This is a genomic window from Nostoc sp. DedQUE05, from assembly GCF_034530955.1.
Taxonomy (GTDB): domain Bacteria; phylum Cyanobacteriota; class Cyanobacteriia; order Cyanobacteriales; family Nostocaceae; genus Nostoc.
Genome location: NZ_JAVRCB010000026.1, coordinates 61,097 through 87,084 on the forward strand (window position 1 = coordinate 61,097; position 25,988 = coordinate 87,084).

20 protein-coding genes and 2 pseudogenes are annotated in these 25,988 nt (G+C 39.3%); 11 read left to right on the forward strand and 11 right to left on the reverse strand.

The annotated features are described in order from the left end of the window. The first annotated feature begins 33 nt into the window (after positions 1–33). The 6 genes from RMZ42_RS19725 to RMZ42_RS19750 all read left to right on the forward strand — a co-directional run bounded on the left by RMZ42_RS19725 (position 34) and on the right by RMZ42_RS19750 (position 5,697). Positions 34–567 (forward strand): SMI1/KNR4 family protein, encoded by a 534-nt coding sequence (locus RMZ42_RS19725; protein ID WP_322672983.1) that lies wholly within the window; start codon positions 34–36, stop codon positions 565–567. Between the two features lie 191 nt (positions 568–758). Further along, complete coding sequence (locus RMZ42_RS19730; protein WP_322672984.1) at positions 759–1,559, forward strand: STM4013/SEN3800 family hydrolase; 801 nt, start codon at positions 759–761, stop codon at positions 1,557–1,559. Between the two features lie 73 nt (positions 1,560–1,632). After that, on the forward strand, positions 1,633–2,976 hold the full coding sequence (locus tag RMZ42_RS19735; protein ID WP_322672985.1) for an STM4012 family radical SAM protein: 1,344 nt from the start codon (positions 1,633–1,635) through the stop codon (positions 2,974–2,976). Between the two features lie 81 nt (positions 2,977–3,057). Beyond that, entirely contained in the window at positions 3,058–4,326 is a 1,269-nt protein-coding gene (locus RMZ42_RS19740) for a HEAT repeat domain-containing protein (protein ID WP_322672986.1), read from the forward strand. A 75-nt stretch (positions 4,327–4,401) separates the two neighbouring features. Continuing rightward, complete coding sequence (locus RMZ42_RS19745) at positions 4,402–5,277, forward strand: STM4011 family radical SAM protein (RefSeq protein ID WP_322672987.1); 876 nt, start codon at positions 4,402–4,404, stop codon at positions 5,275–5,277. 105 nt (positions 5,278–5,382) lie between these two features. Next, positions 5,383–5,697 (forward strand): hypothetical protein, encoded by a 315-nt coding sequence (locus RMZ42_RS19750; RefSeq protein ID WP_322672988.1) that lies wholly within the window; start codon positions 5,383–5,385, stop codon positions 5,695–5,697. Here the strand turns inward: RMZ42_RS19750 and RMZ42_RS19755 are convergent. After that, a complete protein-coding gene (locus tag RMZ42_RS19755) occupies positions 5,650–6,531 on the reverse strand; it encodes a DUF4419 domain-containing protein (protein ID WP_322672989.1) in 882 nt (293 codons plus the stop codon). The genes RMZ42_RS19750 and RMZ42_RS19755 overlap by 48 nt on opposite strands. A 67-nt stretch (positions 6,532–6,598) precedes the next feature. Between RMZ42_RS19755 and RMZ42_RS19760 the strand changes: the two genes are divergently transcribed. The 3 genes and pseudogenes from RMZ42_RS19760 to RMZ42_RS19770 form a co-directional block, all read left to right on the forward strand. Further along, positions 6,599–7,078: a DUF6985 domain-containing protein gene (locus RMZ42_RS19760; protein ID WP_322672990.1), complete on the forward strand. Its 480-nt coding sequence runs from the start codon at positions 6,599–6,601 to the stop codon at positions 7,076–7,078. Positions 7,079–7,199: 121 nt separating this feature from the next. After that, positions 7,200–7,427, forward strand: coding sequence for a hypothetical protein (locus RMZ42_RS19765; protein ID WP_322672991.1), 228 nt, complete (start codon positions 7,200–7,202; stop codon positions 7,425–7,427). Positions 7,428–7,453: 26 nt separating this feature from the next. Next, positions 7,454–7,921 (forward strand): annotated as a pseudogene (locus tag RMZ42_RS19770) (transposase); the annotation flags it as partial. A gap of 819 nt (positions 7,922–8,740) precedes the next feature. Here the strand turns inward: RMZ42_RS19770 and RMZ42_RS19775 are convergent. Next, positions 8,741–8,956: pseudogene (locus RMZ42_RS19775) on the reverse strand (HU family DNA-binding protein); the annotation flags it as partial. A gap of 473 nt (positions 8,957–9,429) precedes the next feature. On the opposite strand from RMZ42_RS19775, the gene RMZ42_RS19780 reads away from it, so the two are divergent. Further along, complete coding sequence (locus tag RMZ42_RS19780) at positions 9,430–15,282, forward strand: AAA family ATPase (RefSeq protein ID WP_322672994.1); 5,853 nt, start codon at positions 9,430–9,432, stop codon at positions 15,280–15,282. 59 nt (positions 15,283–15,341) lie between these two features. Here RMZ42_RS19780 and RMZ42_RS19785 read toward each other — a convergent pair whose 3' ends face one another. From RMZ42_RS19785 to RMZ42_RS19805, 5 genes are all read right to left on the reverse strand, one after another. Then, positions 15,342–15,566 carry a hypothetical protein gene (locus RMZ42_RS19785; RefSeq protein WP_322672995.1) on the reverse strand — a complete coding sequence of 75 codons (225 nt, stop codon included), beginning with the start codon at positions 15,564–15,566 and terminating at the stop codon, positions 15,342–15,344. Then, the gene (locus RMZ42_RS19790) at positions 15,535–16,389 is read right to left on the reverse strand and encodes an SDR family oxidoreductase (RefSeq protein ID WP_322672996.1); all 855 of its coding nucleotides are present in this window, start codon (positions 16,387–16,389) and stop codon (positions 15,535–15,537) included. Before RMZ42_RS19790 ends, RMZ42_RS19785 begins: the two co-directional genes overlap by 32 nt. Before the next feature lie 303 nt (positions 16,390–16,692). After that, positions 16,693–17,040, reverse strand: a complete 348-nt coding sequence (locus tag RMZ42_RS19795; protein ID WP_322672997.1) for a glutathione binding-like protein — start codon at positions 17,038–17,040, stop codon at positions 16,693–16,695. Further along, positions 17,027–20,242 (reverse strand): type I restriction endonuclease subunit R, encoded by a 3,216-nt coding sequence (locus RMZ42_RS19800; RefSeq protein WP_322672998.1) that lies wholly within the window; start codon positions 20,240–20,242, stop codon positions 17,027–17,029. The genes RMZ42_RS19795 and RMZ42_RS19800 overlap by 14 nt, the downstream gene beginning before the upstream one ends. Before the next feature lie 407 nt (positions 20,243–20,649). Then, positions 20,650–21,705: a transposase gene (locus tag RMZ42_RS19805; protein ID WP_322673038.1), complete on the reverse strand. Its 1,056-nt coding sequence runs from the start codon at positions 21,703–21,705 to the stop codon at positions 20,650–20,652. Positions 21,706–22,161: 456 nt separating this feature from the next. Here RMZ42_RS19805 and RMZ42_RS19810 point away from each other — a divergent pair, with 456 nt between their 5' ends. Continuing rightward, complete coding sequence (locus RMZ42_RS19810) at positions 22,162–22,623, forward strand: hypothetical protein (protein ID WP_322672999.1); 462 nt, start codon at positions 22,162–22,164, stop codon at positions 22,621–22,623. Between the two features lie 482 nt (positions 22,624–23,105). Here the strand turns inward: RMZ42_RS19810 and RMZ42_RS19815 are convergent, their stop codons facing one another. The 4 genes from RMZ42_RS19815 to RMZ42_RS19830 form a co-directional block, all read right to left on the reverse strand. Next, a complete protein-coding gene (locus RMZ42_RS19815; RefSeq protein ID WP_322673000.1) occupies positions 23,106–23,363 on the reverse strand; it encodes a hypothetical protein in 258 nt (85 codons plus the stop codon). A gap of 127 nt (positions 23,364–23,490) precedes the next feature. After that, positions 23,491–23,667 (reverse strand): type II toxin-antitoxin system RelE/ParE family toxin, encoded by a 177-nt coding sequence (locus RMZ42_RS19820; RefSeq protein WP_322673001.1) that lies wholly within the window; start codon positions 23,665–23,667, stop codon positions 23,491–23,493. Continuing rightward, positions 23,664–23,930, reverse strand: a complete 267-nt coding sequence (locus RMZ42_RS19825; protein ID WP_322673002.1) for a type II toxin-antitoxin system ParD family antitoxin — start codon at positions 23,928–23,930, stop codon at positions 23,664–23,666. Before RMZ42_RS19825 ends, RMZ42_RS19820 begins: the two co-directional genes overlap by 4 nt. 31 nt (positions 23,931–23,961) lie before the next feature. After that, the gene (locus tag RMZ42_RS19830; protein ID WP_322673003.1) at positions 23,962–25,521 is read right to left on the reverse strand and encodes a class I SAM-dependent DNA methyltransferase; all 1,560 of its coding nucleotides are present in this window, start codon (positions 25,519–25,521) and stop codon (positions 23,962–23,964) included. Positions 25,522–25,988 lie beyond the last annotated feature (467 nt).

Genomic DNA, 25,988 nt, shown 5'->3' on the forward strand with positions numbered 1-25,988 from the left:
GTAGGGTGTGACTATAAATTAGGATTAACCAAAATGAACAACAATTTAAATCAACCTGGGGAATTTGATGCAGTACTTGGTGGAGAAGCGCCACCTCCTATTTATGGTGTAGTTTTAGGAGGAAATAAAAGGGTAAAAAGCTCTATTTTAACAGAATCTTTAAACAGAATATTAAAAAGCTTAGAAGAAAAAGATCCAGAAATTGCTTTGCTTTTACAACCAGGTTTAACCCGTAAAGAAATTGATCAAATAACTAAAGATTTACCTTTTAAGTTACCAGAAGAACTATATGAGCTATATCAATGGCGAAATGGATTATCTGATGATATAGGATTTGGCTTTGCTACATGGAATGGTATTATAGGAGGATTTAGCTCTTTAGAAGAAGCAATAACTGATTTTCAAAACTTAAGAATACGTGGTTGTCTATCTAATTTTCTTCGTATTTTTTTATTTTCTCATCAATTAGGAGGTGATTATTATGTTGTTAGCATAGATGAAATAACATATCCTGTATTTCATTTCAATGATAAGGATGAAAATTTTTCTATTCAACATTTAAAATGAAGGACATTCTTCTCAAGTTTGACAACTCTAATGTATGCAATCGCAGAATGTTTTGAACGAGATGCAATATATAGTTACACTAACTCTAAAGAGCGCACATCTTTGGAGTATGACAAAGATAAAATCAACGCTATCATCCATAAATACAAAACAGGTAATTTTAAAATTTATAGAACATAATTTTTATTACCATGTTCAACATCAATCAAATCGTCGGAACTCATGATATCTTATTTATCACCTTAGATACATTACGTTACGACGTAGCCAAAGATTTACTCGCAGAAAAACGCACTCCAAACTTAGCAAAAGTACTCCCTAAAACAGGTTGGGAAGAACGTCATTCACCCGGAAACTTCACTTATGCTTCTCATCATGCGTTTTTCGCAGGCTTTTTACCCACACCTGTAACACCTGGAATTCACCCCCGTCTTTTTGCTTTGGGATTTGAAGGAAGTACTACGACAACTGATACAACTTGTGTGTTAGATAGCTCAAATATTGTTAATGGATTAGCTGCAAAGGGATATCATACAGTTTGCATTGGTGGAGTTGGTTTTTTCAACAAACGCAACCCTTTAGGTAATGTAATTCCCTCAATGTTTGCTGAAAGTTATTGGAGTCCAGAATTAGGTGTTACTAACCCCCAATCTACAGAAAATCAGGTAAATTTGGCGCGAGAAATTTTAGAAAAAACGCCAAATAATCAACGCATATTTTTATTTATAAATATTTCTGCTTTGCATCAACCAAATTATTTCTATCTTCCCAATACCAAAGATAAAATCGATACCATTGAATCTCACGCCGCAGCTTTGGAATATGTCGATCGCCAATTAGCCAAACTCTGGAATATTATACGACAAAGGCATTCTACTTTTTGCATTCTGTGTTCCGACCACGGGACAACTTATGGTGAAGATGGTTACACTGGACATCGACTTAGCCATCCTGTGGTTTGGACTGTTCCCTATGCAGAGTTTATTTTATGAAAACTCACGCAAAGGCGCAGCACTTCGGCTACGCTCAGTGACCGGCGCAGAGTTCTAAATTCTTTTAAATCTTATGCTGACAATCCAAAATCTTAAATCGAAAATTACCGAGTCTCCTTATCAAGCATACGTCTATTCTTACCCCCACAAAACAGCTTACCGTCCCCTCACTCCACCTGTGCATCTCCCAGAACTTTGGGCGCAGCAAGATAGACAAGCGCTGTTTCTCTACATACATATACCGTTTTGTGAAATGCGTTGTGGGTTCTGCAACCTGTTTACCACAGTCAGCCACAATGAAGATTTTATGAGTCAATATGTCCGCACCTTACAGCGACAGGCGCAACGAATGAAGGCGGTGTTGGGTGATGCGTCATTTGCTAGGTTCGCTATTGGTGGCGGAACTCCCACCCAATTACCGATTCAGCACCTCGAAACTATTCTCAATATTGCTGAAAGTACGATGGGTGCAAAGTTACAGGAAATTCCCATTTCTGTGGAAGTTTCGCCAGAAACCGCCACTGAGGATAAGTTAAAGTTGTTGCGATCGCACGCCGTCGATCGTGTTAGCATTGGTGTCCAAAGCTTCATCGATTCGGAAGTCTTAGCAACCCAGCGCCGTCAATCTACTACTCAGGTAGAAGCAACGCTGACAAGGATAAAAGAAATGGGATTTCCCACTCTAAATATTGATTTGATTTACGGTTTACCCGGACAAACAGTAAATAGTTGGTTGCAATCAATACAAGCTACCTTGCGCTTTAAACCAGAGGAAATTTATCTATATCCATTATACGTGCGATCGCTCACAGGTTTGGGACGCACAGATCGAGAATGGGACGATATTCGTTTAGCTTGTTATCGGGAAGGGCGATCGCTATTATTGTCACAAGGATATACGCAAGTTTCCATGCGGATGTTTCGACGCTTAGAAGAGGGACAATCTAGCAATCTTTCTCCCTTATCTCCCGTCTACTGCTGTCAAGCCGACAGTATGATTGGTTTAGGTTGTGGCGCACGTTCCTATACTAATACTTTGCACTATTCCAACGAATATGCAGTGGGAGCAAAGGGAATCAGCGAGATTTTACAAGCATATATTCAAACAGCCGATGAGTTATTTGAATACGCGCACTATGGCTTTCAACTAAATGCTGAAGAACAACGTCGGCGGTATATTTTGTTATCTTTGCTTTCCGATAAAGGATTGAATTGTGCCATTTATCGTCGGCAATTTGGTAGTGAAGTATACGCTGATTTTCCAGATTTTTCAGAACTGCTTGCTTTGAATTTGGCGATAAAAAATGAGGATATTTTGCAGTTAACTGAATTTGGAATTGAGCGTTCTGACACTATTGGCGCGTGGTTATTTTCTGAGAAAGTGCAGGAATTAATGCAGAATTATGAATTGAAATAGTAGGGTTTAAAAAATATTTGTAGAGAAGCAATTGATCGCGTTTTTACAGATATTTACATTACATCTACCGTTGGAGAAAATATGACAAACAATCAAAATCAACCCAGAGAATTTGATGCAGTGCTTGGAGGAGAAACAGCACCTATTTATGATGTTGTATTAGGTGGTATCGAAGGTGTCAAGAGACGTTTATTGAGTCAGTTTATAGAAGACCGAGAAGAAGCACTGAATGATGCACTTCAATATGGTGCATCAGGTCTAGATTTGATAATTCAATCTTTACAAGATAAATCAGGAAGGCTACGAAGATATGCTTGTGTTTTACTAAGTGAAAGAAATGAACCTCAAGCTATAGCGGCTTTGCAAAGTTATAAACCTTGGTTTTTAAAAGAACGCTGGGAACTAGAGAAACGTAAAGGATCGAGTTTCATAACATCGCACTCCCAAAAATTTGCAAATCGCAAAGTAGAAGAGTATGATCCACAGGTTGGTATAACTGACCCTGTAGGAACTGCATACGCTTTCCGAACTAATCGAGATGGAGACGAATTTATTGCAGATAAACTTGAATTACTTTTAGAAGATTCACGAGTTGACCAGGTAGAAGCGTTAGTTTTCGGAATGTGGCATTCAGACGTTTTTGAAAGTGATTCATCACAAAATATTGTTAATTTTCTTGTGAATGCTCAGGATAAATTAACTAATCTCAAGGCTGTATTCATAGGCGATGTCACAGATGATGAGTGGATGATTTCTCAAATGAGCCATAACTATATCAGCCCAGTATTAGAAGCGTACCCTAATTTAGAAATATTAAAGATTCGTGGTGGTAATACTCATAGGATGTTCAATCCAACACGACATAATAAATTAAAGGCTCTGATCATAGAAACAGGAGGACTGCGGAAAGAATCTCTATTACAATTGTACTCTCTTCAATTGCCAGCATTAGAACATCTGGAAATATGGTTGGGTAGCCTTAACTATAGATGCACTTGTTCTGTTGAAGATTTAGCTCCTCTTCTTTATGGAGATTTATTCCCTAATCTTATATATTTAGGGCTACGCAATAGTGAATATAGTAATGAGATAGTTCGTGAAATAGTTCAAGCACCAGTTTTGCAAAAAATTCAAGTGTTTGACATTTCTCTCGGAAATTTAACTGATGAAGGAGCAGAACTTTTACTTAATTCTCCTATAATCAACCAATTGGATATCCTCAATATATCAGAAACTTATGTAACTGATGAAATGCTTGAATTGCTTTGGGAAATGGATGTTCGTGTCATTGCAGAAGGTAATCGAGTTTATGAATATGAAGGTGATCGCTACTGCACAGTAGCCGAATAATTTAAATATAAATTTTTCTAAAATAGTAGGGTAAACATCTATCCTAAAAACTAAATTTTAAACTTTAAAACTAATATGCACCTCACCATCCTCTATCGCGGCCCTTTAATGAGTTGCAACTACGGTTGTGAATATTGCCCCTTTGCTAAACGCCAACAAACAGCCGCAGAATTGGCAATTGATAAACAATCTTTAGAACGATTTGTCAATTTTATTTTCCAACATTCCCAACATCAATTTTCAATTCTGTTTACTCCTTGGGGAGAAGCATTAATCCATTCTTACTATCAGCAAGCACTGATAAAATTAACGCAATTACCCAATGTTAATAAAGCAGCAATTCAAACTAATCTATCTTGTCACTTAGATTGGGTAGAGGAATGTAACAAAGATAAATTGGCGCTTTGGGCAACTTTTCATTCAGAATGGGTGTCACGCGATCGCTTCTTACAAAAATGCCTCAATCTAGACAACAAAAATATAAAATTCAGCGTTGGAGTTGTCGGTTTTCCCAAGTTTAAAACAGAAATAGCCGCTTTACGTCAGGAGTTACCAAACCACGTTTATTTGTGGATTAATGCTGTGAAAGCTGAACTTCCTAATTTATCACCAGAAAATCGAGAATTCTTTCAATCTATTGACCCGTTATATGAATTAAACACTCAACATTATCCTAGCTTTGGGTATTCTTGTCGGGCTGGAGAATCAGTGATTTCTGTTGATGGTGACGGGACAATGTACCGATGTCATTTTATTAAAACAGCAATTGGTAATATTTACGATTCTACCTGGGAAATAGCTTTGTTTGAACAACCTTGTACCAACCAAACTTGTCACTGTCATATTGGTTATGTTCATCTAGAATATTTAGAAATGAATAAGGTATTTGGTTCTGGTATTTTAGAAAGAATTCCTGATAATTGGGTTAATCAAAATTGTACTGTAATATAAATATCAATGTTTATCAATTTAACTAAAAGGGTCAGAGAAAGCCGCATTTTCTTCACCTTTGCACCCTACCACTGTAGAATTGTAAAAGATGTGGTGGATCGAATAATGGAGCGCACCAAAGCGCCAAATCCTTACTGTGTCGGAGAAGTGTGCCAAATCATTGCTAAGGATAATCCTAATTTACGAGGAAAAGGCGGGAATTGGTGCATTGTCAACCATGTAGGCGAGTTCAGCTGTACAGTGACAACGTGGAATGGACAATACACCGTGAGAATCGACCACTTGAAGCCACTGAACTACCTGGAGTCGGAATGTCAGCAGATGCAACTAATCAGCGATGCCTGCGGCGGGCTACGCTTACGCATCAGTAGATTACGGGAAAACGAGAACTTGGAATTTGCCAAGAATGACCGCTATTAGCATAAAGTATGGCTCCATCAAATCGCTCCAGGATTTGAATGTGTTCTTTGGGAACTGCATCAGAAAAGTTTGTATAAAATTCCGACCAATTAATAGGTGCTTGTGTAATGTGCTGCCTGAAGCTGTTTCCACAAATTCTCGGCAAATTGGCATTAAACGAGCAGTCCACCAGTCTAAATCATACTCAGCCATCATTTGAACGCGATCGCTGATACTTTGCCAATCTTCTACAGTACCCAACAGCGTAATCTCAGGAATGCCACACACGCAGTACATTACATAGTCAAAATATTTTTGGAAGGCATTGATAATTACGACATGACTAGCTATGTGAGTGATGGGTGTTGTAGTACTGAAGTTACACTCTAGCAATCGATATAAATCCGCTCCTACATAATTGCGGATATGCAATGCCCATTCTTGAACTGCTTGACTCCAGTGCTGGGGATGGCTGGGTATTTGTCGAGTTTCAACTATCAGTTGTTGTTTCCCCTGGTGATTAACCAAGCGCGATCGCAATGTTTCTGCATGATTGTTGATATGTTGAGCAAATCCTTGTGATAATGTTATCCAAATAATGTCAGGTGTTAACAATAACGGGCGGTGTTCGCTAAAGGCAGTGTGAACAGCAAGCGCCAGCGAATGAATACCTTGGTCTGGAATTACCTCAAACGTATCATTATGGCTAAATGCCAGCAGTTGTTTCCCTAATTGCTTTTCTAACTGAAATTTCGCACTTTTTACAGGTAATCGCTCCTCTGGGCTTTTGACATCATCTACACAAAAGCGAATCTTACCCACAGTTTTTTCAAGGATAGGTGCCAGTACTGTCATCAGCTAACTACGAACAAAGATCAACATATTTTTTCATAATTTTGATGAATAAAGGTAGTACCATTCGATGATGAAACCCCCAAAGAGTTACTACGATGCTGAATTTGGACAGATTATAATCGAAGATAACCACTGGACTTTAGCACAATGTGCTGTTTTAGGCGATCGCCGTGTACCGATTTGTGTGGATTTTGAACAGGGGCAGGTTGGGGAACTTTCATCGCTTCAGCGTGAAGCTATTCGGCAAGCTCTAGCCTTGCCACCCGATGTGTTACGCATCACTGCTCCTCTGGTGTTGCAAAATTATAATGTATATCGTGAGATGATTGGAGATGAATATATGCCTCTGTTGGCTAATCCCATTCAGGTCTGGGAGCAGGTCACTTTCTCATATATCTATGTGCCGCCCCACGTTGAGTATGACCTGCATATTGCTACCTTTGAGTTGATAGCTGAGTGTGACTGGGAAAAAGAACACGGCTTAGAAGTACGCTTTCGCAATGGAGTAGCAGACGATGCAGATCAGATAGGTGAAACAGGACGGTAAAAACTATCTTGTCTACATGTGATACATAAACAGCTACTAGATTGTTGAAGTGTGCCAAACCCTTGCCGCATAAAACCCGGAACTGAGAGGTAAAGGTGGGTGTTGGGGAATTGTCAACCATGTGAGCGAATTCAGTTGCACCGTCAGAACTTGGGATGGGGAATATACGGTTGGATTGCAGTACCTGAAGTCGTACAACTACTTGCCTGCCGAGTGTGAGCAGATGCGGATGATTTGCGATGCCTGCGGCGGGGCTGTTCGGTGTCGCATTGGTCGGGTATATTCCGATTCGTTGGAAGAGACAGTCAAAAGTCTGTTACAGTCGTTGGGAAAGCTGAATAGACCTTAAAAGCATTGAAACAGCCAACTTTGGTATCGCAAGAAGTTGGTTATGACTCTGGCAAAAAGATTAAGGGACGAAAACGCCATATACTTGTTGATACACTTGGTTTACTCATCGTTGTTGTCATCACTGCTGCCAATGTTAGCGAGCAAGCAGGTGCCAAACTAGTTTTTTCCAAACTCGATCAAGTCCGCGTAGGCGTAGCCCGCCGTAGGCATCGCTTCCGTCGTTTAATCACAATTTGGGTTGATGGCGGCTATCGTGGTAAGGGTTTTCAGCATTGGGTGATTGATATCTATCGATGGATTGTAAGTGTTGTCACCCGCCACGAAGAACAGAAGGGTTTTGTTGTATTACCCAAACACTGGCTTGTTGAGAGGACTTTTGGTTGGTTTAATTGGTGTCGACGATTAAGTAAAGATTATGAAATCTTACCGGAAACGACAGAAACCTTTGTTTACGTTGCGATGATTCGTCTGATGCTCAAACAACTTGCGTGATTAAAATTACCTCTCAAAAACTTTTCAGACATCCTCTTAGAGAAAATCAATATAAACCCCATGCTTCATCTTGGCTGGCGCTATAAATCACTGGTTGTCTTGAAGAACTACAATCAAGCAATTCTTACTCTCTAAACAATTAGAAAGTATTGAAGATTAGCTGTCTTTCTCAAAAGAGGTTTTTCTAGATTTCAAATTTTTTAGCCCACGTTTAAATATCATTATGAATACAATACTAAGGACAGAAGTAATAACTAATAAAATCGCTATTGGGAGAAAGCAATTTCCTTGAGTTGTACTCCACGAACACGAGAAAAGTAGAATCTGTATACCAAAGATGCTTAATATAACGAGGCTAAATATGCCAATCGCGCCAACAGATATAAGAAGATATCCAGCAGTTTTATTTTTGTTCATAAATCCCTAGCATCTGATAAAAAATTATTTTCTAGTCAAAATTACACTTCTGGAGAGCTTGTTCCAAAGTCAACATGATTGAGGGTTAGATAATCCGACCATCCTTAAAAAATCAAGCGCTCATGTCTCATAGAAAAGAAACATTGGAAGTGCGTAGACAAGCATTTACGGTAGGCAACCCTAACTATAGTGGATAAACTATAAAACTCATATTTGATTTTTGAAAAAAACTCAGTACAGCTTTATTCCTTCTTCCCAGTCCCCAGTCCCCAGTCCCTAGTCCCTAGTCCCTACGATTAATTCAGAAATCAAATCAGATTGCTATAGTACTATGCCGAAACTTCCAGAGTGCGATAACTGTCTTTTCCATTCACATAACCCCCACCTCGTCTGTGTCGTTCACGTTTTGAGATTACGCCCTTCGCGTTCTGAGCGATACCTTCGGCACACTTCGTGAACGCGTCGCTCGAATGAACCAAACCCTATGAGCGTTACTTTTTCACCATTAGCTACAGCCTCGGTAACAGCTGACAAAAAAGCACTGATTACTTCATCAGCTTGCTTTTTTGTGATGTTGGTCTTTGCTGCTACAGCATCCACTAGTTCGCCTTTGTTCATAAATTACCCTGAAGTATTGCAGAAAATCTAGCATTACTACCCCTAGTTAGGAAAGGGGAAAATGAATAACAATCAAGCAGCATACGAAAATTAACAATGCACGGCTACTGCTGCAGCGAAGTTAATATCTTTGACTTCAACTTGGTATAAATTTCTGGCATTGCGAATTGGGAAAAGCAGCAAATTGTTATGAGGGACTATTTTGCGTCTTTGCTCTCGGTGTAAACGCCCACTGTCGTCGAGCGCATGAATTACTGATAGGGAGAATCGTACTCCTTTTTCACTTTCCACCTCGCTGAATAATTTAAGTTAATTCATTGCGGCTATGATTTGCTTCTGACCAAAAAGTATTGGTTTTCCCGAAAATAACCATCAATTCCTCTCGATAGCGTTATACAACATCAAGTTGATGGGAATACTAATGTCAGTAAGGAAAACAAAATCCTGTCATAAGGTATGTATAGATAACGACTATGAACTCTATCCCCATCATTCCAGGATATCAAATTAACTCTCAACTGTATGCTGGCTCTATAACCAACGTGTATCGAGCTATCCGCCAATCAGACCAACTTCCAGTCGTTATTAAACTTTTGACCTTAGAGTATCCCAGTTTTAACGAATTACTACAATTTCGCCATCAGTATACAATCAGTAAAAATCTCAACATTGCTGGAATTATTCATCCCTTATCGCTGGAAACCTATGGCAATAGCTATATTTTGGTGATGGCAGATATTGGAGAAATTTCTTTAAGAGAATACATTAAAAACTCAAGTTTATCCTTAATAGAAGTTTTAAATATTGCTATTCAACTAGTCCGTATTATCCACGAGTTACACGAAAGTCGCATTATTCATAAAGATATTAAACCAGCAAATATTCTGATTTATCCCCATACAAGACAAATTCAACTCATTGACTTTAGTATTGCTTCATTATTACCTAAAGAAACCCAAGAAATTAAAAATCCAAATGTTTTAGAAGGAACTCTCGCCTATATTTCCCCAGAACAAACAGGCAGAATGAACCGTGGTATCGACTACCGCAGCGATTATTATTCTCTGGGTGTAACATTCTATGAAATATTAACTGGAAAGTTACCATTTAATTGTGATGATCCGATGGAATTGGTACATTGTCATCTGGCAAAAATGCCATCGCAGCTAGAAGCCATAAGCAAAGAAATACCAAAGGTTTTATGGAATATTGTCATGAAGTTAATGGCAAAAAACGCCGAAGATAGATATCAAAGTGCCTTGGGATTAAAGCATGATTTAGAACTTTGTTTAGCCCAAATCCAAGATACAGGAAAAATTAGAGATTTTGAAATCGGTCAGTGGGATGTCTGCGATCGCTTCCTGATCCCGGAAAAGTTATATGGCAGAGAAGCAGAAGTAGCAAGCTTATTACAAGCATTTGAGCGTGTGGCTCACGGCACATCAGAAATCGTGCTAGTAGCGGGGTTTTCGGGGATTGGGAAAACTGCTGTCGTGAATGAAGTCCACAAACCAATTACCCGTCAGCAGGGTTATTTCATCAAAGGTAAGTTTGACCAATTCAATCGTAATATTCCCTTATCCGCCTTTGTGCAAGCTTTACGCGACTTAATGGCGCAATTGTTGTCAGAATCAGATGCACAATTGGTACACTGGCGCAATCAAATTCTTCAAGTTCTTGCAGAGAACGGGCAAGTTTTGATTGAAGTAATTCCAGAATTAGAACAGGTAATTGGTAAACAACCACTTGCACCAGAACTATCGGGAACGGCGGTACAAAATCGGTTTAATTTACTTTTTCAAAAGTTTATTGCTGTCTTCACCACAAGGGAACATCCATTAGTGATGTTTCTGGATGATCTACAGTGGGCAGATTTGGCATCTCTCCAGTTAATTAAACTGCTGACGGAGAATCAAAAATATCTACTTTTGTTAGGTGCTTATCGAGATAATGAAGTGTCAGCCGTACATCCATTTATGTTGAAGATGGAGGAACTCAAGAAAACTGGTAAGACTATTAATACTATTACTCTTGCCTCCCTTGACTTGAATGATACCAATCAGTTAGTGGCTGATACTTTACATTGTACGACACAGATATCGCGCCCTCTAACAGAATTAATCAATCGCAAAACTAAAGGCAATCCCTTTTTTACCACGCAGTTTCTCAAGGCTTTATACGAAGATAAACAAATTAAATTTAATCGCGAGCAAGGTTACTGGGAATGCGATTTTGCCCAAGTTAATGCGCTATCTGTGACTGATGATGTGGTGGAATTTATGGCTACTCAGTTACAGAAATTGCCTCAGCAAACGCAAAATATCCTGAAGTTAGCTGCTTGTATTGGTAATTCTTTTGATTTAACTACTTTGACAATTGTTTCACAACAATCGCCACAGAAAGTGGCAGATGCTTTGTGGAAGGCTTTACAGGAAGGATTGATTTTACCGCAAAGTCAAGTTTATAAGTTTTATCTCAGCCATGAGCAAGAAGCTAATACTAACAATATCGAAAAAGTTGCTTATCGCTTTCTGCACGATCGCGTCCAACAAGCTGCTTATTATTTAATTCCCGAAGACCAAAAACAAGCTACTCATTTGGCGATCGGTCAATTATTGCACGCTAATACGCCTACAACTCAACTAGACAATATCTTTGAAATTGTCAATCACTTGAATATAGGCATTAATTTGATAACTCAGCTTGACAAAAAATTGGAGTTAGCACAACTGAATTTGCTAGCGGGGCGCAAAGCCAAAGCAGCGATCGCCTATAATGCTGCTGTCAAATATTGTACCCAAGGTATTGACTTACTGCCCTTTGATACCTGGGCAGAACATTACAGATTAACCCTGAATCTGCATAATGAGCGTTTAGAAGCTGCCTGCCTCAATACAGACTTTGACAAGCTGGCAGGATGGGGTGACGTTGTATTGCAATCTGCTAGTTCTTTGCTTGATACTATCAAAGTCTATGAAACCCGAATGACGGCATTCCGGTCTCAAGGTCAATTTGCCAAAGTAATTGATACTGGGTTGCAAGTGTTGAAATTACTCGGTGTGGAATTTCCCGAACAGCCAATGATGGCAGATATTAGCGCAGCAGTCCAACAGACAAGGCAACTATGGATGGGGCGCGCACCCTTAAGTTTGCTGGATTTGCCTGCGATGAGCGATCCGCATCAACTTGCAGCTATGCAAATAATGACTACACTGGTTTCCTCTGCGTACATTGCTAAACCGACACTATTACCACTACTCACATCCAAGCAAGTGGAGATGGCTATCCAGTTTGGCAATTCATCTATTGCCATTTTTTCCTATGCAGACTATGGAGTGACTCTTTGTGGTTTTATCGGAGATATTGATGCTGGGTATGAGTTTGGACAACTTTCATTAAAGTTACTAGAACAACACCAGATTAACGCTTTTAAAAGCAGAGCTTATTTTATTGTCAACAGCTTTATTCGCCATTGGAAAGAACCTTTACATCACAGTATCCCATGTTTACTAGAAGCTTATCAGAGCGGTTTAGAAACTGGAGATTGGGTATGCGTAGCGTTGAACTTAGTGTCATATAGTCAGTGTAGCTATTGGAGTGGTCGAGAATTAAATGATTTGGCACAGGAAATGGAAATTCATCAGCAAGTCATCAGCCAGGTCAAACAAGAAGCAACGATAAAATATTATGAATGCTACCAGCAAGCGATTCTCAATTTATTAGGACAAGCGGAAGTTCCCTATTGTTTACAGGGCAAAGTCTTCAATGCCGCCCAAATCTTACCCAGCTTCCAAGCTGCCAGCAATCGCACGGGGTTATTCTATCTTCATCTCAATCAAGCTGTTCTCTGTTATTTGTTCGGAGAATACGAAGCAGCCTCACAACAAGCAGCCTTAGCAGAACAGTATAGTAATGCTGTAACTGGCTATTTCGTCGTAGTTGTCCGAGTTTTTTATGATGCTTTAATTCATTTAGCACGCTACACCGATGTTAATGCCGAAGAACAATCAGCCATTTTAAAGCGAATCAATACCCATCAAGAAAAACTACAAATTTGGGCTACTCATGCTCCATTCAATCATCAACATCGTTGGCAACTTGTAGCAGCAGAACGCTATCGAGTGCTTGGTCAATTTACTGAGGCGATGGAACATTACGATTTAGCTATTGCCCAAGCCAAAACACATGGTTATCTGCAAGATGAAGCACTCAGCAATGAACTGGCCGCTAAATTTTATCTAAGTTGGGGCAAACAGAAGGTGGCAGCAGGCTATATGCAGGAGGCGTACTACTGTTACGCTCGTTGGGGCGCAAAAGCCAAAACCGAGGATTTGGAAAACCGCTATCCCGATTTAGTACGCGTTATTCTCCAGCAGAGAGTACAATCACTGCAAATGCTGGAAACGATATCGAGCAGCGTTAGTCGCCCGCTCTCGGTTCATAATTCCACTCATTTGGGTCGTTCTTCTAGCACTGACATTAGTAGCTTTGATTTTGCTGCTATCCTCAAAGCCTCTCAAGCCATTTCCGGCACGATTCAACTGGACGAACTACTGCACAGATTAACACAAATTATTCTGCAACATTCTGGGGGCGAACGTTGTGCTTTAATCCTACCTAATACTCAAGGAAAATGGTTGGTAAGAGCCATTGCTACACCCGAAAACACAGAACTTTGTGCCGAACCTTTAGAGGGCAACCCTAACTTACCAATTAAGTTGATCCAGTACGTCAAAAACACCGAAGAAATTGTGATGATTGACGAACTCAAAACCAATTTACCTGTAATTGATGAGTATTTAAGTCAACGACAACCAAAAAGTTTGTTGTGCTTGCCAATTCTCAATCAAGGACGCTTAATTGGAATTTTGTATTTAAAGAATCGTTCTACTAGTAGTGTGTTTACAAGCGATCGCATCCTCATTCTCAACTTTCTTTGTACCCAAGCGGCCATTTCTCTAGAAAACGCCCGTCTTTATCAAGATGCACAAATTTATACTCAAAAGTTAGAACAATCTCTAGAAAAATTACGGCTTAGTGAAGCCCGCTTTCAGAAACTAGCAGATAATATTCCTGGCATGATTTATCAGATCCGAATTAAAGCCGATGGTGCAGCTTCAGTACCCTACGTCAGTTCTGGGTGTCAACCTCTTTACGAAGTCCCAGCAGAAGATTTCCTGTCAGGGAAATGTAGCATGCGTGATTTTGAACATCCCGACGATGGAGCAGAGGCCTTTCAGGCAGTTGTTGAGTCAGCACAAAATCTTACCCCATTTCAGCATGAGTGGCGCATTGTTACACCCAATGGGAATATCAAGTGGGTAAAAGCTGCTTCTCAACCAGAACGCGGCGAGGATGGTGAAATGGTATGGGATGGAATTCTAATTGATATTAGCGATCGCAAACGTGCTGAAGCTGCCATTAAGCAAAAATCTCAAGAACTGGAAAATGCTCTGCAAAAACTGCAACAAGCCCAACTGCAAATGATCCAACATGAAAAAATGTCTGCACTAGGTAACTTAGTTGCTGGAGTAGCTCACGAAATGAACAATCCCCTCGGCTTCATTTCGACTAGCCTCCAACAAGCTAAACCTATCTTGGCTGATATCACTGAACACCTAAAATTATATCAAAAAGCTTTACCGAATCCAGAAGTAGAAATTCTCGAACATGCTGAAGAAATTGACTTAGACTATAACTTAGAAGACATACCAAACATGGTTGATGCAATGGTTATAGCTTCTGAGCGATTAAAAAATATCAGCACCAGCTTAAGAACTTTCTCCCGGGGCGATAAAGATTATAAAGTGCCATTTAACATCAATGAAGGCATTGATAGTACAATTTTAATTCTCAAACATCGCCTGAAAGCGAATGACCAACGTCCAGAAATTATAGTTGTAACTGAATACGAAAATTTACAGCCAATCGAGTGTTTTCCTGGACAATTAAATCAGGTATTTATGAATATTTTAGCTAATGCTATTGATGCTTTAGATGAGTCGAGTAGAGGTCGGAGCTTTGAGCATTTTAAGCTAAATCCACATCAAATTATAGTTAGAGCTATCATTGAAAATTATACCTTAAAAATATCAATTGCTGATAATGGCACAGGAATAAACGAAGATGTAAAAGCACGCATATTCGACCATTTATTTACTACAAAAGAAGTGGGAAAAGGCACAGGACTAGGACTAGCGATCGCACAACAAATTGTGGAAGAAATACATGGGGGTAAAATTGAAGTTAATTCTGTTTTAGGAAAAGGAACAGAATTTATAATTTATATTCCCATTACTGAGAAGCTATTTATAAAAGAAATTTAAAAGAGAACCTTCAGATAAGAAAAGCAGCGATAAGATACTGTTTGTGCAGTATACTTACACTAAAAGTGTTTAATTGCAGTAACGTTACTTGCCAAGAAGCAGTCAAGAGCGATCGCACTTCGAGAGTTTAGATATCTCTTAAAAAGTAATGAAGAACGAGTGAAGTATTTGCGGCGGGTGATATACTCTTGCTGTGAAGCGGGATTTGATTGGTAAAAAGTGATGCCGATAAAGAGCGATCGCTCTATATTCTCACAACCAAAACTTTCGATAATCCTCAACATATTGCCGCATCGTCAGTGGCGGACGACCGAGTAATTGCTCTACATCTGGTGTAATGCCACCTGCCAATCCTAAACGAGCGGTTGTATAAATTGCTGCCATTACAAAAATGAAGTCCAACGACAGCCCGCGATCGCGCATTTGCCAAATAAACTTCAGCAATGAGGGATAAGTATAGCGAATTGGTTTGCCCAAAACTTCTGTAAAAATTTCTGCTACTTCATAGTAAGTCAAGGCTTCCCTACCCGTGAGCGCATAAGCTTTTCCCAAATGCCCATCTTCAACCAAAGCACGTACCGCAACGGCAGCAAGATCGCGCACATCAATAAAACTGGTTTTACCATTACCAGATGGCAGAAGCAATTCACCACGAACTTTGATGTCTTCTCTGTGTATGGTATTAAGATTTTGCATAAAAAAGCTGGGGCGTAAAAAGGTAGCTTTAATACCTAATTGGTTGATATAGCGTTCAATTTGGGAGTGTGGCAGAAAACGGTTGTGTTCGGCTCCTAGTATTGAAACAAACACGATATGTTCAACGCCTGCAAGTTTTGCAGCATTTAGGACTGGGGCAAATTGCCTCTTCACATTGGCAAATGCAGGCGGACGTACTAAAAAAAGTTTGTTGACTCCTTCAAAAGCGCTTGCCCACGTGTCGGGGTTAATAAAATCGAACCAGACACAATGAATGTTGCTGCCTAATATTTGTTGAGCTTTGTCGGGATTTCTGAGTGCGGCACAGACATGACAATCGTGGGATAGTAGCAAGCGAATAACCTCACAGCCAACATTCCCAGTCGCACCCGTCACTAAAATTTTCAACATTCCTTGTTTGCCGATTTGGTTTAATTAAGAGGCGCATTTTATCAACCTATTTCTAACTTTAGAACATAAATTTAATATGCACGCCCTAGTAATCTCTACCTATTTTTAACAATTACGCTGCTCGTTTCACAAATTCGTCTCAATGCCACCTGATTGCATCAAGCCTTGGATAATACTGTTCTTGGACTGGTAACATAATGCGATCGCCTAAAAACCCGTTCAATTTATTTCTTCGCAGTATGAGTACGCTTGGGAATGAGAACAGGTTGAATTATTTAATAATTTATCATCACCCTTGTTGACTTATCCCTGGTCTTGTATTAAAGGAACTTGCATTCCGCGTTGCACAGCCGGACGTTGCTGCACTATCTCCACCCAGCGTTTAAGATTTGGGTAATTGTCGAGTGTTAAACCAAGAAATTCATAAATCGCTACCCACGGATAAGTTGCAACATCCGCAATAGAATAGTTACCACAGATAAATTCATAGCCCTTTTTTAATAGTTGTTGTAGGGCTTGTTTCCAGAGCCTTTCAATATTTTTGAGGTAATTTTGGGTAAATATAGGCGATCGCCTACAAAGCAATTGTGTTGTATCAGAAAATACGGCGATCTGATAAAAGTAACTTTTGCAGTATTCAACCAGCATCATAGATACTCCTTTGTCCAGAGTAGTTCTCATAAATGTGTTGATAAACTTCCTGACATTTCTGTTCGTACAGTTCAGTAGAATAACTCTGAGGTAACTTATCCAAATTATCCTTAATTGCCACTTCCACCGATGCTCTGGTTTGCTGTTTCTTCTTCCAATCCAAAACTAACTTCTCGTGTTTGAGAGTTTTCAGTAATTCTCTGGCAACTTGTTTGACTTCCTGTTCTTCTTGCTTAGTCAGTTGAATTTCTGGTTTAGTCAGTAAATCAAAAATTGCTAGTTCTTCTTCAGTGAGATTTTTGGCGATCGCTCTTTTATCTTCAACACCCAATTCCTGAGCAAAGTTAATCAAATCATTGAAGAATATCTGCACGTTACGGGAGTCAGCATTGTACTCTGCAATCATCTGCTGGAATTTATCCAGATAGTTGATGCGAGTTTTATTTAACCTCACCATTTGCTGGAGTTTTTGGGCGATCGCAGTTTTGAGTTTTTCTGTCTCTGTTCTCTGGTAGTCAGTACTTGTAAATTTATTTTTTAATGCTTCAAAGTCGATTTGACTTAAGTCGATGCGTTGAGAGTGGGATTCCTGAATAACAAACTCTCCAGCAGTGATGGACAGATCCAACAGTTCCTCCACTTGTTCTATCACTTCGGAGACATCAACTTCTGGTACTTCCGCGAGAATTTGGTCTTTGATTGTCTGCAAGTGAGCATCGATCGCGGTAAATTCATTAGCAGTAGGATCTGGGAGAATCGCTTTGTAGAGTTTGTTAACGTTACCTGCTAGAGAAAGATAAGTTTTTTTAGCATCATCATTAATAACGATCGATTCCACTGCATCTGCCCAAAACTTGGTGCGTGCAAAACCCTGTGCTGACTCCAAGACAGCAAAATCAATGCCTTTTTGAGTACAGAATGTTGTGGTTTGGGCGATCGCTTCTCTCAATTGTGCCACTAAAGCAGTTTTTGCTTTAACTGGAGTATCTCCTTCTTCAACACCACCACCAGATGCAGAACCATAAATAGTTAGTGCTTTCTGTAAATCGCGGAAGACACCAATGTAATCAACAATTAAACCATTGACTTTACCTGGGAAGACACGATTTGCTCTGGCGATGGTTTGCATCAGAGTATGGTTCTTCATCGGTTTGTCTAAGTAAATGGTGGAACAACTGGGAACATCAAATCCAGTCATCCACATAGCGCAGACAAATACGATCCGTAGGGGATGAGATGCATCTTTGAATTTTTCATCCAGTGCAGGAGATTCACTCACTAACCTCTGACGGTGAGGCGTAATGTCTAACGGTTCGGCTTCGCTCACCGTTAGCCCTGAGCGGAGCCGAAGGGCTAATTGTTTTTGCCTAAATGCTTCTACTTCATTTTGAGACTGAGATATGACCACTGCCATATCTGTTTCTGCCATATATTTAATAGTGACTGATAATTTTTTGCGTTCAAATTCGCTCAAATTAGATTCAGCAAGTTGATTTTTTAATTGTTGCAGGTGTTGTTGCCAGTGGTGCTGAACTTTGTTGTACATTTTGACAGCAGTAAATCTGTCAATGCTGACAATCATTGCTTTACCCTGGTATCCTCTACCTAGTAAATGGCTGACAATATCTTGAGCGATTTTTTCTAATCGGTCATCTCTGGTAATTAATTGATATTCTCTGGCACATTGTCTGGCTAATTTATCCTCTTCTTCCTCATCCATTGTTGCAGATTCAATGATTTCTGCCATATCTTCATTGAGTGCATCATTGGTGAGTTGCAATTCGGGAATGCGGTTTTCGTAGTAGAGAGGAACTGTGGCGCTATCTTCTATTGATTGGCGGAAGTTATAAATGCTGATGTAATCACCAAAGGTTTTTTTAGTTTCTTGTTCTCCTAACATTAAAGGTGTACCAGTGAAACCAATGAATGCTGCATGAGGTAAAGCATTCCTCATGTTGAGCGCGAATGTGTCATACTGACTGCGATGTGCTTCATCGGCAATGACGATAATATCTGGTCTATTTGAAATTATGGGATAGGTTCCGCCTTTTTCGGTGCGGAATTTTTGAATCATCGTGAAAATGTAGCGATGATCTTCTTGCAAAAGTTGTTTGAGGTGTTCTCCACTTTTGGCGCGGACATTTTTTTCGATTTCTGTCACAGCACCAGCATAGGCAAAGTTTTTATAGATTTGTTCGTCTAAATCTTCTCTGTCGGTAATAATGACAAATGTCCAGTTTCCATAGAGTTTACGCAGCACTTTTTGGGAGAAGAAAACCATTGAGTAACTTTTACCGCTACCTTGGGTATGCCAAAATACTCCTAATTTTCCTTGATTGGTTTTGATTTTCTCAACTGCGGTAACTGCTTGGTTAACACCTAAATATTGATGATTTTTAGCAACGATTTTTACTAAAGCGCCTTTGGCAGCGTAGAAGAAGATAAAATTTTCAACTATATCGAGTAATTTGGTAGGTTCACAAGTACCTCTAATAATTGTGTCTAGAGAAATTATCCCTTCTTCTCCTTCTGAGTTTATCTTCTTCCACTCAGCGAAATGTTCCCATTTGGCAGTTAAGCTAGCAATGCGACTTTTTATGCCATTGGAGAGGATGATAAATGCGTTGTACCAGAATAGTTGCGGAATAGTTTGCTTGTAATCTGTAAGATTATTTTTATAAGCAAGTTCCAAGCGTTGGTGATGTGCTTTGAGTTCGATGAATACTAGAGGTAAACCATTCACGAACCCGATTAAATCTGTTCTTCTGGTGTAAATCTCTCCTGTCACCCAGAATTGGGAAGCGAGAAAAAAGTTATTATTTTCTGGGTGATTCCAGTCTATGACTTTAACTGTTTCTGCTTGGTCTTCTCCCTCATCATTTTTGAAACTGACTTTTACCCCATCCTTGAGGAGTTGATAAATTTCTGCATTCGCATTGGCTAAACTCAAGGTGCTTCTGTCACGAGTTAATTCTTCAATCGCCAGTTGGATAGCTTCTGTGGGTAAGTCAGAGTTTAAGTTTTGTAAAGCTGACTGGAGTTTGGAAATTAAAACTACCTCATCCCTTGTTTGTCTACCCAGTGTGCTGTTTGTACCAAAGGTTTCATGGTAACAGTTGGCTGTTTGCCATTGTAGTTGCGAGAATAGCTCTATGGTGGAGTTTTCTAGCGCTGCTTCTGAGTCTGGGTGAGGTGGATGCATAGGTATGGAGTATCGATTTACTCCATTTTTAACTCAAAAGTTCAGCGTTGGGATGGAGGGGGTGATTTTCTTATACACAGTCGCAAAGCTTCAACCCAATCTACACAGATAGATCGCAGTGCGACAAACTTTGAAGTACTCCAAAACAACTTTTAGGTACTTCAAAACGACTTTTAGGTACCTCAAAACGACTTTTAGGTACCTCAAAACGACTTTGAAGTACCTCAAAACGACTTTTAGGTACCTCAAAACGACTTTTAGGTACCCCAAAACGACTTTTAGGTACCTCAAAACGACTTTTAGGTACCTCAAAACGACTTTGAAGTACCTCAAAACGACTTTTAGGTACCTCAAAACGACTTTTAGGTACCTCAAAACGACTTTTAGGTATCTGTTACTTACAGAACTTACGCATTGACAGGAATCTGACTATGTGTAATCAAGCCCATCTTTTGTTCAAGATGTTCCAGAATGAAGTCACGAGCCACCTGAAGAGACAAATTTCTCTGGACTTCATACCAGTTTTCAATTAACTCCTCAGTTCGCATTAATTCTAGTTGTGTGAAGGCACGCATAGCACTAAAAAAGTGAGTTTTAATTGCCTCAGATGTCCTCACCATGAATAGCTCAATTCCACACACTTGTTTGATGGCTCGATGGTAACATTCAATTCCCCAATGAATCGAATGTAATTCCTTAAACTCGACGAGATAAATTAAAAATAGTGCATCTTTTTCAGGCACATATATGACGTAATATCTGGGAATTTCGTTTTTGAAAATTCGCCGGAATACTTTCACTTGTCCAAACTTTTTCAGATGCACTATTAAACCGTTCTCTGGAATTTCTATGTTTTGAACTTGGGTATAATTTTTACCATCAACAGAACATAAGCGATTCTTGGCTATCCCAGTTAAAAACTCTAATTCCTTGTTTTTAAAGAATTTTAGGTTTTTTCGGCTTGAATACCAAGCATCAGTAGTTATTGCCTTTGGCTTCAGACCCCACTCCAAAACTTCAGTAATCATTTCTCGTAAATAATCATTTTTTGTTTGACCATCATGTTTGTTATAAATGCGATAATTTACAGGTACAGACTTACCTGATAAATCCGTGTAATACAAGGTAATTAGCTGAATTCCTTTAACTGTACGATGATGTCTTCCAGAATAAATATAACCAAGTAATTCTGTAAGTTTTGGGTTAGTATGAGGCTTGTCAATTACTGTATCATCTGCACTTAATGTGCCATCTATTAAATTGATATATGGCTTGACTTCATCAAATAAATCCCTTGGCTCATATCGCTCACGCAGCAAAAATCTGTTGACACTATCATGTGACAAATCTTCCATGATATCTGCCAAACGTGTGCAGCCTGGATATTTTGATTCTGCCAGTAGAAACAGAGTATAAGTGTTCAGATCACACTTGGCGGTCGATGGCTTGGTTGTCGCTCTGATTGCCCATATCCTCAATAGAGACAGTGTAAATTATCCGTCTTTCCAGTCCCCTGCTGACTAGCGATCGCCTATTATTTTCTGATTTCCTATATCACATTTATTATCTTTTTTGTCAATGCGTAAGTTCTGTCATTAACTCAGTAGTGTTAATTACTTTTATGTTACTTAGCATAAACATAATATAAAAGATTGTTAATCAATTGTTTTAGCTATCAAATATCAAGTTATTATTTAAATATAAAAATATTTTGAGGGCTGTATAATACACAATATTGAGCAGATTTTGCGTAAATTGAGTGTGTTTTTATGGAGAAATAAAGGATAACGAGAAATAAGGAGTTCAAGTCATTTAATCAAATGATTTAGCATCGTTTCGTCAATTTTATGGACTTGATTGTGCCGAAAAACCTATTAACTTTGTCCCCCTAAACGCTTACATCAAAAAGGAAGGCAAAAATGTTTAATACTTTGACTGGTCGTCAAATTAGAAAAACAACAAACCGTTTTGTTATTGGTACTGCGGTTATGGCTGTTACTTGTAGTGGCATTGCTTTAACTCCAACTACTGCTGATGCCGTTATCCGAACCCATTTATGTAGAGCAGACGGTTTTACAGGCAGAATTATAATCGATTACGAGACAAACTCATCAACCGGAAAAATAAGTTTCGTAAACAGAATCAACTATCAAATTGACAAGGGAAGTAATGACGGTGGTAATCGCGCAAATGTTGATTACATTGCTTCCAGACCTGGATCGGACTTAAAATACAGTACCGGAGATGCTGCTATCCAAGATAACCAGCAACATTACTTAGGTGGTCCCTACTACGTACAAGGTAATGAAGAAATTAATGCTTATTTCATTTTTGATAAAAGTCGCGCCTCTGATCCTCGTTGCTCAATAGCAATTCAATAGTACACCTTAATTGAGAATTTTAAAATCTTATACAACTAAAAATCCGACGAATTGCATAATTTCATCTTAACCAAAAATAGTTCGATTTCTCACGTTATTAGGCAGATAATTTTTAGTATGATTTGTCATAATAACGGACTTTTCTAGTTGAGACTTCAATTAGCTGGTATTCTTTTTAGCTTCTGGTGGACAATTAAATTTTATTGTTTCACTTACAGCGTTGATTTTCAATGTCGTTTGTTTTGTATAAAACTCTCCAAGTCACTATCATGACTTGGGGAGGTTTTAGCTATAACTTGGCTTTTATGATAGTTGATTTGTTCCTTTTATCATTATCAAAGTGACTTTACTATTCGTCTTCAACATCTAAAACAACGTGAGTTCGATGGATAGTAAAGCGCAAAAAGCTTGCTATGTATAAGTTTAGCTAACTGGGCATCACAAAGGCGATCGCTACAATTAATTGAGAATTGGTAAAAAAGTTACAAAAAAAAACGCCGGGCGATCGCTGGTTTTTTTACGATATCGCCTTGTTGAGGAAGAACTCGCTTAATCCATTTAGTAAATTCTTCCTCAGAGATATATCTAATTTCCGATAAATCTAATTTCCCATCTTCTGTCAGATTTTTAATTCCTAAATATATTGCTCCAGCATTAGTGGGTTTCGGAGTAGCATGTGGGCCATCATAAATACCTAAACAAACACTTTCAATTGGAACTCTGAGCCAAGAATTAAACACTGTTTTACTCATTATCTGCAAACAAAGACTCCAAATTTCGATTACCACTCACCACACGCAAAATTTCCACCCCATCATCAAGAACTTGATAAAGAATTACATATCCATCTAAAGGTAAACCACGCAATTAGGGTTTAATATGAGCATAACTACGTCCCATGCTGGGGAAGTTGGCTAAATTTTGGCACTTTTTATTAAATTCTCTAAATAACTTTTCTCCTGCTTCCAGATTTCTGGTAAGAAAGTAATCAGCAATTTCGTTTAAATCTCGACTTGCAGATGGTGCGATAATGTAATTACTCATTCCTGACCCTCACGCGCTTTTTGGAATCTGTCGAGTATTTGCATTACTACAGTTTCACCATCTAAACCTTCACCACGCTCAAGTTCTGCAATTGCAACATCAACTTTTTGCCGAGTTTCTTCTACCCATTCCTGATACTCCTTATCCTGTTTTTCCAGCAATTTCAATGCTTGACTAATCACTTCCTCAGCATTTGCATATCTACCTGTAGCAATTTGCGCTTGAATAAATTTCTCGATTTCTGCCTTAAGTGTGATATTCATAACTATTACCTCAACTAAAAGAAGGGACGCATTAACTTTGTTCTAACAGTTTCGCCACATTCTCAGCAATTCTCTCTTCTAATTCCCTCGCTTCCAGATTCAAAACTTCCAATTCCTCATTCAACTCTTCCAACTTCTCAGCAAAATCAAAATCATCCACTACTCGTTCCGCAACACCCACATAACGTCCAGGGTTTAAACTCCATCCCTGCGCGGCGATTTCTTCTAAAGTTGCTACCTTACAAAGTCCAGGTACATCAATATATTGTCCTTGCGGGAATTTCTCCGCCAGCAATGCTTGGCTACCATTGCTTGTCTCTACTGCTTCACTTCTGTACAACCTGACAATATTCGCCAAAAATTCAATTTGCTCTGTGCTAAACTCCCGATGGGCGCGGTCAATTTGACGGTAAATGTGCCTAGCATCAAGAAATAATACCTTATCTCTGCGGATAGTATCTACTTTCCCCTTATCCAAAAACCACAGGGTACAGGGTAAAGTCACAGTGTAGAAAAAATTAGAACCAACAGCAATCATCACATCCACTGCATGGGATTGGATAAGTTTCTGCCGAATCTCTAACTCTGTACCTCGCGCATCACTGGCAGAATTCGCCATCACAAATCCTGCTCTACCTGTTTCATTTAATGCACTCCAAAAAAAATGAATCCATAAGTAATTAGCATTATCTGCTTTCGGCATTCCAAACTTGCTAACACGCGGATCTCCTTTGATTTTTTCTTTGTCCACCTTATCAACATTAAAAGGTGGGTTTGCCATCATAAAGTCAAACTTGTTTACTGACTTGTGAATGTCTTCATAATAAGTATTGCTCTGGCGAATATCTCCTGCAAGTCCATGTACTGCCAAGTTCATCCTGCACAAGCGGACAGTTTCACCTACTTTTTCTTGCCCATAAATACTAATTTCTGTACTTGGGTTCTTCTTATGTTTTTCTACAAAAGATGCACTTTGAATAAACATACCACCACTACCACAAGCAGGGTCATAAATTCGTCCATGATAAGGTTCAATCACTTCGACAATTAATTTCACTACAGAAGTAGGAGTAAAAAATTCTCCTCCCTTCTGTCCCTCACTCATGGCAAATTTACCCAGGAAGTATTCATAAATCTTCCCGAAAGCATCACCTGATAAATCTGTTCCTAATTCGACTTTGTTAAAATTCTTCAGCAAGTCAAATAACAGATCGTTTTCGAGGCGATTGTAAGTTTTGGGGAGAATATCCTTTAATTCTTCATTTTCCGCTTCAATGGCACGCATGGCATCATTGATTGCCTTGCCAATATCTGCCCCTCCTGGTAAGTTCAACAGTGTAGAGAATCTGGCAGCATCAGGCAGATACATGACACCCTTTGCTTGGTAGTCTGCTTTGGTAATTCCACGTCTTCTACTACCTATATTTTTCAGTTCCTCCTCAGCATGGGTAAATTTCCAGTCAGCGTAGCGCAAGAAAATTAACCCCAGTACCGGGATGGAATACTCACTGGACTTTAGCCTAGAGTTAGCGCGTAACTCATCTGCTGCTTCCCATAGGCGTTTTTCTAAATCAGTAGTGTTAGCAGGCATAGACAGACATCAGATTACCAAATCTATCGATTATAGGCTAGTTTGTGTTTGTGACAAGGTGAACTACAAATTTGAGCAGAAAAGGATAGAGAAATACTATATGAGTTGCGATCGCTTATTCCCGGTACGATCGCTCTATAACACAAATCGAATTACCCCCCTTAATCCCCCCTTGTGAAGGGGGGAAACAAGAGAATCTCGTTCCCTCCCCTTTATAAGGCTACGGTGTACACATAAGTCGAATTACCCCCCCTTAATCCCCCCTTGTGAAGGGGGGAAACAAGAGAATCTAGTTCCCTCCCCTTTATAAGGCTACGGTGTACACACAAATCGAATTACCCCCCTTAATCCCCCCTTGTGAAGGGGGGAAACAAGAGAATCTAGTTCCCTCCCCTTTATAAGGCTACGGTGTACACACAAATCGAATTACCCCCCTTAATCCCCCCTTGTGAAGGGGGGAAACAAGA

What these genes read in the sequence shown, in the direction of transcription:
- RMZ42_RS19725 (WP_322672983.1), top strand. Translation starts at nt 34, where the DNA reads ATGAACAACAATTTAAATCAACCTGGGGAATTTGATGCAGTACTTGGT.
- RMZ42_RS19730 (WP_322672984.1), top strand. Translation starts at nt 759, where the DNA reads ATGTTCAACATCAATCAAATCGTCGGAACTCATGATATCTTATTTATC.
- RMZ42_RS19735 (WP_322672985.1), top strand. Translation starts at nt 1,633, where the DNA reads ATGCTGACAATCCAAAATCTTAAATCGAAAATTACCGAGTCTCCTTAT.
- RMZ42_RS19740 (WP_322672986.1), top strand. Translation starts at nt 3,058, where the DNA reads ATGACAAACAATCAAAATCAACCCAGAGAATTTGATGCAGTGCTTGGA.
- RMZ42_RS19745 (WP_322672987.1), top strand. Translation starts at nt 4,402, where the DNA reads ATGCACCTCACCATCCTCTATCGCGGCCCTTTAATGAGTTGCAACTAC.
- RMZ42_RS19750 (WP_322672988.1), top strand. Translation starts at nt 5,383, where the DNA reads ATGGAGCGCACCAAAGCGCCAAATCCTTACTGTGTCGGAGAAGTGTGC.
- RMZ42_RS19755 (WP_322672989.1), bottom strand. Translation starts at nt 6,531, where the DNA reads ATGACAGTACTGGCACCTATCCTTGAAAAAACTGTGGGTAAGATTCGC.
- RMZ42_RS19760 (WP_322672990.1), top strand. Translation starts at nt 6,599, where the DNA reads ATGATGAAACCCCCAAAGAGTTACTACGATGCTGAATTTGGACAGATT.
- RMZ42_RS19780 (WP_322672994.1), top strand. Translation starts at nt 9,430, where the DNA reads ATGAACTCTATCCCCATCATTCCAGGATATCAAATTAACTCTCAACTG.
- RMZ42_RS19785 (WP_322672995.1), bottom strand. Translation starts at nt 15,566, where the DNA reads ATGTTGAGGATTATCGAAAGTTTTGGTTGTGAGAATATAGAGCGATCG.
- RMZ42_RS19790 (WP_322672996.1), bottom strand. Translation starts at nt 16,389, where the DNA reads ATGTTGAAAATTTTAGTGACGGGTGCGACTGGGAATGTTGGCTGTGAG.
- RMZ42_RS19795 (WP_322672997.1), bottom strand. Translation starts at nt 17,040, where the DNA reads ATGATGCTGGTTGAATACTGCAAAAGTTACTTTTATCAGATCGCCGTA.
- RMZ42_RS19800 (WP_322672998.1), bottom strand. Translation starts at nt 20,242, where the DNA reads ATGCATCCACCTCACCCAGACTCAGAAGCAGCGCTAGAAAACTCCACC.
- RMZ42_RS19810 (WP_322672999.1), top strand. Translation starts at nt 22,162, where the DNA reads ATGTTTAATACTTTGACTGGTCGTCAAATTAGAAAAACAACAAACCGT.
- RMZ42_RS19820 (WP_322673001.1), bottom strand. Translation starts at nt 23,667, where the DNA reads ATGAGTAATTACATTATCGCACCATCTGCAAGTCGAGATTTAAACGAA.
- RMZ42_RS19825 (WP_322673002.1), bottom strand. Translation starts at nt 23,930, where the DNA reads ATGAATATCACACTTAAGGCAGAAATCGAGAAATTTATTCAAGCGCAA.
- RMZ42_RS19830 (WP_322673003.1), bottom strand. Translation starts at nt 25,521, where the DNA reads ATGCCTGCTAACACTACTGATTTAGAAAAACGCCTATGGGAAGCAGCA.